Below are 12,944 nucleotides of genomic sequence, written 5' to 3'. Positions count from 1 at the left end.
GTCTCTCTCCTTTCAAGTGGCTACTGCGAAACTTTGACTATACCTTTCATAACGACGGCCGGCTGAGGTGCATAGAAATCCCGTGAAATGTTGCGGATACCATCGGTAATCTCAATCAGCATACCTTCGGTGCCGGTACTTTTTACCGATATGGCATTCGGCGCCAGATTTACGTCTGTGACCTCGAAGTTTTTCGGTGCGTATTTCTTGGTTTCCACGTTAATCTGAGGCTGCTTCCAACCTGAAACCGGCTGTCCTTCGAAAGTGATTTGCGGCATCCCATCAATGGTCTTTTTCACGCTGATCAAGATAGAACATCCAAGAGAATTATAAAAAGTCAAATCATGATTGACCGGCTCAATATATACGTCAAACCCTGGCGCCGCATATGGAGGAAGCTGCATATGAAGATGTCTTTCCCCAACCTCCATGCCCGCTTTGACAGCAGCTTCATAGAGCAGGGACGCTGTATACGCGATGTCCTCCCCCTCTTTTCCAAGCTTCTTTTCAAATTTATTGAGCTCTAGCCACTGATTCATGGAAAACTGAGTATTCGGCCTGATTTCGACGTTTTGCAAGCGACCGAGAACATTCAGCATCCGGTCATTCATTTCTTTCGTTCCTAACGATTTCGAAATCACATTGTTATTTGAACTAGATGACGTTGTCTGTACAGCATTTGTGCCTTGACCTTCCAGCTTGGTTTCTGCCTTATCTGACGGGTCCGGATTTTTGGCTTGATTGTCTTGATTCGGTTCTTGACTTTGTGGGGTTCGGTTCACAGACTTCGGTTTCTCCGGCTCTCTCACATCCCCCTTCGAGGCTCCATTCTTCGGATACGAGCCCGCCGTATGGGCCACCGGTTTTTGCTCTGTGGCAGTCCCCGTTTGCTCCACCACTGATGGTGTAAATCCATTACCTTGGATCCCCTCAACAACTGATACGATCAGACCCGAAAAACCCTGCTGCTGGTATATCGCCCATGGCTTCCAGTAGTTAACCCCAACCGCAATCACAACGAGTGCTAGCAAAACGACCAGCTTGCCGACAATGCCTCCACCCCCGCGATTTCGACGCGCTTTCCTCATGTGCTAAATCTCCTTTAAATCCATCTACAAATTCTAAATCCATCAACAAATTCAGTCATATTTTTACAAATTGGTTTGTCGAATCTAATTAAATCACATATTTCCGAGGATAAATATTACCCAGATGCATTAGCACATACAGACTCATACAAATGGATTAGTTCAATACGATGAGCCTTCTCAGTAATTTTCAGCAGCTTTATTTCGTATGGTAGTCCTAAAAGACTATGTTATTGAAAAATCACTCACCCCCTTCCCCCCCTTAAAGTCCCAGAGTTGGGTTAAGGAGTTGACAAGGACCACGGAGTTGTTCATCATACTCTAAAATGACACTATGTTTCCTCGCACAAGAAATCATGCCTCTACCGAAAACACAAAAAACCAAAACAACACATTAGTCTGGACAGACATATTCATATGCTTCATGTCAATATGCAATCTACTTTTAATGAAAGTAGTAAAAAAAGAGGGATAAAATGACGTTTTTCATTTAGTAGTGTAGGATTCTACTTAAAAGAGTAATAAATGGTGTATATTCAACCCACATAATGTCATCTATACTTAAATCTTAGATTAGGCGACATGTTCTGCCATCCGCAATAGGTTTACAGAATGCTTCCAAAGCATATCCTGACTGACTTCTGCTTGTTTACATACGTACAAACAGCAAAGTGAGCGAAATTACAAAAAAAGGGATTGAGAAAAATGATATTTGACAAAATATCAAATACTGCACAGTACATTTTCTGTTCCAAATTCACTCGGGTCTGCGGGGTGCTATAGAGGATATGCTCAGGAATAACCATGATAGGCCGATCAAAACGAGTCAATACAAGAAAAATCTGAACGTGTTCCAAACGACGCCAAACTCCATCTTCGACACGAAGCCCACCGCAGGTATATTGATATTCACGTGGTTCTGGAAGGGCGGGGATACGTGGAGATCAGCAATCTGAACTACTTGAGCAACTTAGCGGAATACGATTCATCTCGCGACATTGCATACGGTGACATGAACTCGGAATTTAAATTCTATGGGTACCTTGAGCCAGGATATTTCCTGATTTGTTTCCCTGCGGACGCGCATTTGGTTGGCGGGCATATAGATAAAGAACAAACGGTGAAAAAAGTCGTATATAAGGTTGCCCTCTAGCATGAGTCTATTTAGGAAGGTTGTAATCGTCGTTCTGAGAAGTGTGGAAGACAACACACTCCTCATATCCAACAATATAACAATGGGGGCTTTTGAAAGTGATGAAAGCATTGTCGATCGATGAGTTGTTTGAGGTGAACTCCAGTAAGTTCAATTTGACAGAAAGAGAAATGCAGATCGCGTTGTACTGGATTAAGGACTTTAGTTATCAGGAAATCGGCAGACTGCTCGGGATCAGTCCCAATACAGTGAGGTCCCATCTTTCAAGAATCAATATCAAGCTGCAGGTCAACTCGAAGGCATCCCTAATTCTGAAAATCATTGGAATGGACTAACAGCATCATGCTGTCTTGTAACTGTCCTGTTTAGTTCATAAAGGGAAGCACTTTAACAATATTAAAAGCCGTCATAATCCTGGATAATCCATGGGTTTGATGGCTTTTCCATCGTTTCTCTGATGGTAATGATTTGTTCAATAAAAGGCTCCCGCAGTCTCATTGGCGGCAATCACCGTGACATATCCGTGCAAATCCGCTTCGGAGCCAGTATCCTTTTACTTTTACCAGAATAAAATTTGGGCCATTTCGTATCGATATGCTGGACAAGCCCCGTGAACGGCCTCAAATAAGCCTGCGTATTTATAGAATGCCCAATCGACAGAATTTATCAGGTCAAAGCTTTCTCCTGAAGCAAAAGCAAGCGCCAGCTAGATTGAATGTTGCTGTATCGCTAAAGGGAATCCAAGGTACCGCTGCCCAATTCGCAGCATATGGTGAATCTCATCTTTGAAACACGGTCAACAGCATCTGGATCAGATCCCGTTATGGAAAGATTAACTGTGCTGGCATTTGTCGCTGCTCCTTCAACAATCATAAAGGAACCCACAGGAGGATTATTATCAAGTACCCTAGCGCCGCTATGCGGATCGGATTCATTAATAAAATAAGTGGCCGGCGGCACTTCATCCATGCTCGAACTCCCTGCCGCATCCGCTCTACGAGATTCTAATTCAGGTGTGATGATAGATATTAGAATTACTATATAAACATATAAAACTCCGTCTCATAGTGATCGTTGTCATCAATTCTGTCATGTGACAAAATGTATATTTTTATAATATAAACAAACACATCCTAAGAAAGACTCAGTGAGCAACATTCCATATAATCGTGATCTCCCAATCTAACAAAATGTATGCTTGTACATAGAAGTGCTATAATGAATAAGATTCAAGATGTCATTCAGTCCATAAAAAGGAAGGAGACGCATTTATGAATACAACACAGCTTAATCGAATCCGTACGGGAAAGGGCTTTATCGCAGCCTTGGACCAAAGCGGCGGGAGTACTCCGAAAGCTCTGCTGCAATATGGGGTTAAGGAAGACAGCTACGCCAATGAGGAAGAGATGTATCAAGTGGTTCACGAGATGAGAACGCGCATTATAAAAAGTCCGGCGTTTGATTCCCAGTATATTTTAGGTGCGATTCTTTTCGAGAATACAATGGATCGTTCCATTGACGGGCAGCTTACCGCCGATTATCTTTGGGAGAAGAAGGGCATCGTGCCTTTTCTCAAAGTCGATAAGGGGCTAGCCGACCTTGAAGACGGGGTTCAGCTCATGAAACCCATTCCCGGTTTAAACGACCTTCTAAAGCGGGCGGCCGAACGAAACATCTTCGGAACGAAAATGCGCTCCGTGATCAAAGAAGCCAATCCTGCCGGAATCAAAAAAGTCGTGGAGCAGCAATTTGCCATCGGCAAACAAATCGCAGAGATGGGACTGGTTCCGATTATCGAACCGGAAGTCGATATCAACAGCGCGGATAAGGAAGCATCAGAAAAACTGTTAAAAGACGAAATTTCCGCTCAATTATCAGCTCTTGGAGAAGACGTAAAAGTTATGCTGAAGCTCTCCATTCCAACCGAAAACAATTTCTACAGCGATTTGATGGAGGATCCACATGTCGTGCGGATCGTGGCTTTATCAGGCGGCTACACGCAAGCGGAAGCGAATGAAAAGCTTGCCCATAACCACGGGCTCATCGCCAGTTTCTCGCGTGCTTTATCGCAGGGATTAATCGCCGCACAAACCGACGAAGAATTCAACACATTGCTGTCCAAATCCGTCCAGGACATCTATGAAGCCTCTATAACTTAAAGAAAGTAACGAATTCTGCTGAGAATCGGATACTTTCATAGCGACCGCGAGCGTATCCAAGCTCGCGGTCGTTTTTTGCCCGTCAGAATGAAAGAAAGCTGTCCTTTGTCTGAACGTAAATTCAGATCATCGGACAGCTTCTTATGCAAAATCTTTTTACTTCAGCAACGGAAATTCGCCGATTCTCAGTTTGGCGCTCCCATAAGGAACGAGCTCAAGTGATTGAAGGGGTGAACCGTCTACGGCTGGATTGAGCGGTGGCGCATCCGCATTGTTTCCGGCCATCCGCCAATTTTTCACCAAGCGCCCTCTTGTCTTTAATCTTATCGGCGTGTCTATAGCTTTGAACGGCTGAGTCGGGATATCGGACATGACCACTTCAAAATCTTCCCCCGCCTGAAGGCCATACTTCCAAGGAGTAGTAGGATAAATCTCCCAGTCATGAAACAGCTTGCGTTTGACATGCAACTGCCAGCTTTCACCGATCGGAAGTACATAAAGCAGTGGCCCCCTCTCGATGCTGACCGCGTACGAACCTCGCGAAAGGGTCCGAACCTCCATCGGAAGACGGAGCTGAATTTGCTCACCGCTCTTCCATTCTCTCAGAATGATGGTATAACCGTTCTCGACATTTACCTCTACCTGCTTCCCATTGACCGTCAAAGCGGGGGAGCCGCACCATTCAGGAATCCGAAGACGAATGGCGAAGGTCTCCGGATGACTCAGTGTCAATTCAATTCGAACGGTATCCCGGAACGGATAATCTCCGCTCACCGTCAGTTCCGCGTTCACTCCCTGCCCGACCTTGGTCTTCACGCGGCAAGGCGCATAGGAAACAGCAGCGAGACCGCCGCTTCCATCTCCCATCCAGAGATGAGAAACAAGCTTGGGCCATCCTTGATGCATATTTGCCGTGCAGCAGCCGAAATTCGGCTCGAGTCCAAACAAGTTTGCATCATCACTGTTGCTCCAATTCCGCTCCGCCACATTGCACATGATTTGATTCACTTGCTGATCATATTGATGCGACTTCCAATCGGCTGCAATCGCGGCTGGCAATGCGTTGAATGCAATTTTTTCAAGAATGTCTCCATAGGCACCATCGCCGAATACCCGAACCAGCTGCTCCATCGTAAACATATACTCAACAACTGCGCACAGCTCAACGCCTTGGCTCGGATGTGTGCCTGACAGCCATTCGTCTCCAGAGAATAGTCCATGCGCCTGTCCGTGATAGTTCATCAAACTTTGGATACCCCGCTTGATCGCTTCCTTCTGCCTGGAGTCACCGGTCACTTCATAGAGAATGCCGGGTGTCTTGATCCCCATCGCCACATTCACCACATGCGTACGGTGATCCCAATGCTCGACCTTTCGCCAAAACGGAAAATCATATAAAATTCCGGTCCAATCCATGGTCTGAGAGGCGACTTCCTCCGCCAGCTTGATCAGGAAGTCGTCGCCGGTACGACGATGCAGCCAATAGATACTTACGAGCATATCAGCTCCCCGTGCCTCAGCCCAATCCCTGAGCGGACTCAATTCAATATGATCCATGGCGTACCGGAAAAATCCAGTCATAAAAGGAATAACTCTGTCATCTCCGGTAGCCTCTTCATACTGCGTCATGACTTTGAGCATAATCATGTAATGCCACCAATCGAAACGCTTGTCAATGTCATTGTTGACGGTGACGATTCGTTCCGGACCGAATAAACCGTTATCCTTCTGGCTGGCAAGCGCCCATTCAATCCATCGTTTCGCTTTGGAAATCAAACGTTCATCCTCCAGCAAATAAGCCAAAGGGATCAGCCCGTCCAGATAATAGGGGCCGCGTTCCCAGCTTTCTCCTTTGCCGCCAAGCCAGCCGTTGTCCGGACCGACATCGGGCCACTGCTCCTCCAAATGTCCTGTCAAACCGTCCGCTTGAATTTGCAGCTGATTTTTCAGCCAGCCGAGCGGTTTGATGCTGCCGAGCGGCAAGGCTTTGAATGCACTGTGATACAACGTCAAAGGAATGACCTCCCCAGGAATGAAAAATCATGAACCGGAAATGAATTCGATATATAATCCATGGTTGAGCATAGCTTAGCTCAGCTGCAAGCTCATTCCTTAAATGACTTCGCGGCTGTCGTTATTGGGCATATCAGGAAAACGGGAATGCGGTTCGGACTGATACCAGAACGCCGTGGAAGCGATATCGCTCTGCTGCGGCAAGTAACGATGATCGGAACGCCAGCCGAGATCCTGAATCGTTATCTTTAAATCATGTTCGAAGCGGATCGGATCGAGTACATGCCAACGATACATTCCGAAGCGCTGTTGACTGCGGTACAAACCATCCGGTTTAATAAGCTGATGCATGCCAAGAAATGCCGTGGAGTAGGTGGAGTATTGCCCGCTCGGCTGTTCCCAATTCCATGCCCCGCCGAAGTAATCCTCCGTACCGGTTCCACAGATCGTCGGGAACTCCTGATCTCCATCCATGAAAAATTTGACTTCCCCTTCTCCCCACCAGCCGTTATTGTTAACCTGCCATGCCAGATAAGTTCCGACATAATGCCCTTTCCCCTTCACTTCATCAAGAATGGTATGCACTTCTTTATAGGCCACGGGGTTGCTTCTTCTCCACTGAGCATGGAAATATGCCATATTTTCAGGTACTTCAGTCAATGTGTAATTCACTTGATAATAGATGACCGCATTTTCCGCTGATGTATTCTCCATCGTGATTTTCGCTGCTTTGCGAAACGGCATCAGCCAATAGCTGTTCATCCCCCCGGCCGGGTTCACGGCAACAGGGAATGAGTTGACGTTGCTTCGTTCCTGCCAGCCATTGCAGAAGAAATCCCCAACCGGTACTTCAACCGACGGCTCATCTTCTTCATCCCAATACAAGCGAAAAATCAGATTACGCCAAAAGGTAGGAAAACACGTCAGCCATATATGCTGAATTGCTCCAGGACCTTCAATGGCCGCCATCGTAAACATGGCTCCAGGCTCGATTTCAACCGACGGCGATACCTTCCAGCCGGTTCCCAGGTCACGTGCGCATCCGGCCCCCGTTCCTTCGGTCGCCATACCTCCCGACCCCTTTGATCCGGTGAAGTTTTCCGGACTAATCGACCTTGTTTTGGCATCTGAAAGCTGAGGTAAATTTCCGAGTCCCATGTTAAGACCGTTAAATCTGTCCATGATTGCGATCTCCTTTGGTATATCCGAATTTATATTACGGGAATGCCGCCGGCTGCACATTTGTCGTCTTCCATTCTCAAGTGGGATACAGTCGCCCGAAGCCACGGTACTAACCGGTAATTACGCCAAGCTTTTAAGGCGAGTCCATTTCTTCAATCGCAGCCTGCCGGGAATTAATGCGGCGAATCACTTCCGGATTGAATTTCGCTTGCCTGTCATACGTATACAGTCCATTCACTTCCTGCTCGACATCATATAGCTGGGTATAGCAGAAACCGAACATCATCGGGTGATCCAGAAGGGCATTCGTTAACCCTTCATAACGTTCGATAAACTCTTCCTCAGATACCGGTCTGTCACCGTACCCCCAAGATTTTTCGTCCTTCTGATCCGGGTTCCACCAAATCCCGCCATACTCACTGATAAAATAAGGCTGTCCCTCATACTTCTGTCTGTCCGGAAAGGTATTGTATACCTCCCCGCCGGTTTTCATCGCTTCATATCTTGCCCGGAACGTCAGCGGATTCTGGTCATAATCATGAAGATCGAAGATATCCGTCACGACATGGAAATTACCGCTGGTATCGATGACGGGACGCGTCGGATCGAGCCGTTTCGTAACCTCGTAAACAATACGCAGCACATCGTTATGCTGCTTGGTACCGTCTTGATCCCATGTCTCGTTAAAAGGACACCAGCCGATGAGTGCTGGATGGTTGAAATCCCGTTCCACCCCTTCAAGCCACTCCGGCAAAAACGAAGCCAGACTTTCCGTTGTCGTAATATCCAATCCCCAATTGGCATGCTCTCCCCACACCAGATAACCAAGTCTGTCAGCCCAGTACAAAAAGCGGGGTTCAAACATTTTTTCATGGAGTCTCGCACCGTTAAAGCCAAGCCCCATCGAAATTTCGATATCTTTGCGGAGATCCTCATCACTCGGGGCGGTATAAACGCCCTCTGGGTAAAAGCCCTGGTCCAGCACAAGACGCTGAAACACGGATTTTCCGTTGATCCGGAAAGCCATGCCATCGAGCCTTACCGTCCTGAGTCCAAAATATGATTCGACAGTATCTCTTTCCTGACCCTCATGATGCAGGGATAACTTCAGATCATACAACCTGGCGTTACCTACCTCCCACAGGTGAATTTCAGATAGCGGAAGCGTAAGCTTGACGGAAGGCCCGGAGACAACGGCGCTGACATTCCCTGCAGGATTACCTTCAAAAAAGGCTGAGGCGTTAAGCGTTCCTCCCGCTGCGTTTCCGCTAATCTGCACCTCCAGATGCGCACACTTATTATCCGGATCAGGCACCAATTGCATATCGGATAAATAGGACTCTGACACCTGCTCAAGCCATACGGTCTGCCAGATCCCCGTCGTACGCGTGTAATCGCAGCCGTGTGAGTAGAATCTTCCGCTTTGTTTGCCGCGGGGCTGGCGTCCGGAACGAACGTCGTCTTCCGCATAGACCGTAACGACGTTTGTACCCGGCGAGACGGCTGAGGTAATATCAAAGGTAAATGAACTATAACCTCCGCGATGCTTCCCTACGGATATCCCGTTCACCCATACTTCGGTTTCGTAGTCGACAGCACCAAAATGAAGCAGAATTCTGCCGTTCGTCCAGCCATCGGGGACAGAAAATTCCCGTTTGTACCACACCGCTGCCATAAAATCTTTATACTCTACACCGGACAGCTTGCTTTCCGGACAAAAAGGAACCGTTATCGTTCCCGACAAATTATGGCCGGATTCCTGGTATCCGCGTTCTTTTCCACTCTTGCCATGGTCAATTTCGAATTGCCATGGGCCGTTTAAATTGATCCAGTCCTGCCGGACCCATTGGGGACGGGGATATTCAGGACGCGGAAGTGCTGAAGGATGCTTCATTTTAAAAACTCCTTTTACGATTTTTTGAGATAAAAGTGCGTTTATTTATCTTTATTGAAAGTATAATAATGGCGCTAAAAACTGTCAACGTTTTCATTCAGATTTAATGTAATTAATATATTTTTAAGATGTTCTATAAATCTTTCTCCAGCATGATTTCTTACAGATTCAGCTTAGGAATATGGCTTTCCACCCTTTATATAAAACGGGTATTTTCAAATTACGCCCTTATATATATGCTAGATACGCTTAACTACTGTTCATGAGTAGAAAATCCATTCATTACAGCTTTTATGTAACTAATAGGTTTATTACGATAGAAATATGCCATAAGGCTCATTGAACCCGAAGCCAGGTCCCTATGGATTCAACAGGCGGTTATCTGTGTACGCAAAAAAACAAGAAAGGCTCGTTGATGCAAGCTTTCTTGTTCACTATTCGCCATCAAGCACGTCCCGTTTAAGCTCGCGGTGACGTTACTTTTCTGCAGGTTTTTGTTCGTCTGAATCGAAGGTGTAATTGACTCGCATAACAATATGCTGCTCATGATCGCCAAACCCTTGGCCAAACAGGTTTACGCCCCCCTGATGAACGGCATCCGGTTGGATTCCGATCCGCAACCGCAGTTTGGGGCTTTGGGCGAAATTCACATCATGTAACGTTACATCCGACACCTTCTCCATATCCAGCATCGTCTTTTCATAGTCCATATGCCATGTTTTCAGAAGTCCGTACTGCGTCGCCCAATCAGACCACCATTCGGGATTCAATTTCCCCCGGCGATCCCCGAAATCTCCGGGACACGTCCACATCCCGATCTCAACACCATTGATCCACAAGGAAATATCAGAGGGCCAATCATTATTATAACTCGATACCTCGGAGCACATCTCCAACGACAGCTCCAACGATTCTATTCTGGCTTCGGGAGGAATCTCCATTGGCAGCAAATACTCCACATATCCCTTGCGAAACCAGATGATTTGCGCGTGAATATGCTCGGGATGATAGAAAATGGCCGGTTCATCTTCATTTAATATTACGCTTTTCGCGCTTGCCATTCCACAGGTCGGCGATACTTCGCAGTCGCTGTAATGACCAATCGGCATCTCTACTTCATAGTGGTTTAATTCCCCCTTGGGAATTCTCCTTTTCATATTCAATGCAATGTGGATTCCCTCATAGTTGGGGCTGCATACCTTCATCGCACCACGGGATGCCGGAAGCATCTCCGTGTGAATCAGTTTTGCGCCCTCCAGCACCTTGATGTGACTCGCCACCGTTGAAACCGGGAGATTCAGCGCTTCAGCAATTTCGATCACATTTAATTTGTGTGAAACTAAAAGCTGGAGAATATCAATCCGGGAACGGGTCGACAAGGCGTGGGCAACACTTGCCAGCTTGTCCGGGTCGTTAAAGCTAAGTTCCAGCACTCATACGCTCCCCTTTAGAAAATATAAATTACACCAATTTTACTGAATAATGAACATAAAAACAATCATGCATGAGTGGCATCAAAGCCATCGCTCTCGATTGTAAAGAGAATGGTTTTTGATTTTGCTGTAAGAACCTTACTCCTGCAAAGGCAGCGTAATATCAAACGTAGTTCCTTCATGAACAACGCTGTGGATGTTAATTCCGCCTTTATGATCTCCGATGATCTTGTAGCACATCATCAAGCCGAGTCCCGTCCCCTTTTCTTTCGTCGTAAAAAAAGGCTCGCCCAACCGAGAAAACTGATCTTCGCTAATCCCAACACCCTGATCGGCAAAGCGAATAAGAGCCTTTCCTTCCTGTACACAGGCATGGATACAAATAACCCCTCCCTTTGGCATAGCCTCGATGGCATTTTTTAAAATATTGACGAAGACTTGCTTGATCTCCATTTCCGAGCATTCAACCAAGGGGAAACATTCTTCAACATTAGTCACCACTTTGATATTATTTAACACAGCCTGAGCCTCCAGCAGGGTAACAACACCTTGCAGAATACCGATGAGATTGTTTTTTTGAAAGTTTGAACTGTAGGGCTTGGCAATCACTAAAAATTCATTCACGATACTGTTGATTCGATCGATCTCAGATAGCATAATGTCAAAATATTCTTCTTTGTTAACCTGTCCGGATTGCATGATTTGCAAAAATCCCCGCAAGGAAGTAAGCGGGTTTCGGATCTCATGTGCGAGTCCGGCGGCCAATTGGCCAACTGCATTCAATTTATCCGCTTTCCCGTAAAAGTCCTCCATTTTTTTGCGTTCGGAAATATCCCGCGAAATGCCAGTCAACGCAATAATATCATCATTCGCATCTTTAATAGGAGATAAAGTTAAAAAAACATGTATGTTTTCGCCGTCTTTCCGCGGTCTCACGGTTTCCAAATGAATTAATTTCTTATCGGAATACAAAAGCTTACAAATTTCCCCAGGACGATTCCCCAAATGTGCAGGAAACATGGGTGCCGGTTTGCCAAGGAGTTCAGTCTCGGACCAACCATATATTTTCTCAAAAGCAGGGTTAATGCGAATGACATTGCCCTTTGTATCCATTATGCAAATGCCGTCGACCGAGCTCTCATATAAAGATTCCAGCAGCTCCTTCGTTTCTTTCAGCTCTTTCTCGCTGGTCCTTCGCTCTGTAATGTCTACACAAGAGGCGATCACTTCTACGACCTCCCCCTGTCGCTTAATCGGCCGCAGCGAAGCTAAATAGGACACGCCCTGCAGTTCACCTTCGTAGCTTACTTCTTCCCTCCCTTGCCATGCATCCCGGTAAAACACTTCCTTTTCTGCCGCCAAATCATCAGGAAGAAAATCCTTCAACTGCTTGCCGATCACTTCCTGAGACGTTAATCCGATTTTGGATAATAATTGACCCGCACAAAATGTATGTATGAACTGGCCTTCGATATTCTTGAATTTAAACGTCATGCCTTGCTGCTCCAATAACATTCCCATCAGTTTCTCATGAGAATATTCTAAGAGGTCAATCAGAGGTTTACCCATATGTACACACTCCTACGGCCAAATTTGAATACACAAAATGTATTCCATTCCATTCGACGAATGTACACGAGCCTCCTTCCTGGAGCGAGGTACGTCTAATCAAAAACTTGAAGCCACACGGGCATGGAGGACAGCAGTCTGGAGAAACGGCAGCAACTTTTATGGAAAACGGAACGGTTATTTTCTAGCTTGTAGTGCTTACGGCATGGTGAACGCTTAAAATCCGGTGTAAAACTACTCCGGGTTTTTCTTTCTTTCGTACAGACTGCAGATCAGAATGTTGTGATTGATTTGACAGAACAGCTCAAATCATATATTTTTTTGTTTACTCCGACTGATCAGTATAAGTGGAGAGAATTATTTTTTCCTGAAATAGGGCAGTGTATTCTTAGAGTGGTACATGACGTAAAAAGCAGAATGCACCATTTAATGACTACTGCAGAAATAAACCGA

10 protein-coding genes are annotated in these 12,944 nt (G+C 46.1%); 3 read left to right on the top strand and 7 right to left on the bottom strand.

Features of this window, described 5'->3' with window-relative positions; genetic code table 11:
* Positions 1 to 20 precede the first annotated feature (20 nt).
* The gene (locus E6W40_RS03635; RefSeq protein WP_136604237.1) at positions 21 to 1,088 is read right to left on the bottom strand and encodes a VanW family protein; all 1,068 of its coding nucleotides are present in this window, start codon (positions 1,086 to 1,088) and stop codon (positions 21 to 23) included.
* Between the two features lie 829 nt (positions 1,089 to 1,917).
* On the opposite strand from E6W40_RS03635, the gene E6W40_RS03630 reads away from it, so the two are divergent.
* Positions 1,918 to 2,241, top strand: a complete 324-nt coding sequence (locus E6W40_RS03630; RefSeq protein ID WP_136604236.1) for a NanQ anomerase/TabA/YiaL family protein — start codon at positions 1,918 to 1,920, stop codon at positions 2,239 to 2,241.
* Between the two features lie 101 nt (positions 2,242 to 2,342).
* Positions 2,343 to 2,576 carry a helix-turn-helix transcriptional regulator gene (locus E6W40_RS03625; protein WP_246073048.1) on the top strand — a complete coding sequence of 78 codons (234 nt, stop codon included), beginning with the start codon at positions 2,343 to 2,345 and terminating at the stop codon, positions 2,574 to 2,576.
* Positions 2,577 to 2,970: 394 nt separating this feature from the next.
* On the opposite strand, the gene E6W40_RS03620 is transcribed toward E6W40_RS03625, so the two are convergent.
* Positions 2,971 to 3,210, bottom strand: a complete 240-nt coding sequence (locus E6W40_RS03620) for a hypothetical protein (protein ID WP_136604234.1) — start codon at positions 3,208 to 3,210, stop codon at positions 2,971 to 2,973.
* Between the two features lie 302 nt (positions 3,211 to 3,512).
* On the opposite strand from E6W40_RS03620, the gene E6W40_RS03615 reads away from it, so the two are divergent.
* A complete protein-coding gene (locus tag E6W40_RS03615) occupies positions 3,513 to 4,400 on the top strand; it encodes a fructose bisphosphate aldolase (RefSeq protein WP_136604233.1) in 888 nt (295 codons plus the stop codon).
* Between the two features lie 156 nt (positions 4,401 to 4,556).
* Here E6W40_RS03615 and E6W40_RS03610 read toward each other — a convergent pair whose 3' ends face one another.
* The 5 genes from E6W40_RS03610 to E6W40_RS03590 all read right to left on the bottom strand — a co-directional run bounded on the left by E6W40_RS03610 (position 4,557) and on the right by E6W40_RS03590 (position 12,491).
* On the bottom strand, positions 4,557 to 6,413 hold the full coding sequence (locus tag E6W40_RS03610) for a beta-L-arabinofuranosidase domain-containing protein (protein ID WP_246072839.1): 1,857 nt from the start codon (positions 6,411 to 6,413) through the stop codon (positions 4,557 to 4,559).
* Positions 6,414 to 6,512: 99 nt separating this feature from the next.
* Complete coding sequence (locus E6W40_RS03605) at positions 6,513 to 7,595, bottom strand: glycoside hydrolase family 172 protein (protein WP_136604232.1); 1,083 nt, start codon at positions 7,593 to 7,595, stop codon at positions 6,513 to 6,515.
* 133 nt (positions 7,596 to 7,728) lie between these two features.
* Positions 7,729 to 9,489 carry a glycoside hydrolase family 2 protein gene (locus tag E6W40_RS03600; protein WP_136604231.1) on the bottom strand — a complete coding sequence of 587 codons (1,761 nt, stop codon included), beginning with the start codon at positions 9,487 to 9,489 and terminating at the stop codon, positions 7,729 to 7,731.
* A gap of 476 nt (positions 9,490 to 9,965) precedes the next feature.
* Positions 9,966 to 10,922 carry an ArsR/SmtB family transcription factor gene (locus E6W40_RS03595; protein WP_136604230.1) on the bottom strand — a complete coding sequence of 319 codons (957 nt, stop codon included), beginning with the start codon at positions 10,920 to 10,922 and terminating at the stop codon, positions 9,966 to 9,968.
* 138 nt (positions 10,923 to 11,060) lie between these two features.
* Complete coding sequence (locus tag E6W40_RS03590) at positions 11,061 to 12,491, bottom strand: PAS domain-containing sensor histidine kinase (protein WP_136604229.1); 1,431 nt, start codon at positions 12,489 to 12,491, stop codon at positions 11,061 to 11,063.
* Between the last annotated feature and the right edge of the window lie 453 nt (positions 12,492 to 12,944).

This window comes from Paenibacillus dokdonensis (assembly GCF_004916975.1).
Lineage (GTDB): Bacteria > Bacillota > Bacilli > Paenibacillales > Paenibacillaceae > Paenibacillus_AQ > Paenibacillus_AQ dokdonensis.
This window is presented reverse-complemented; position numbering and strand designations above follow the sequence as displayed.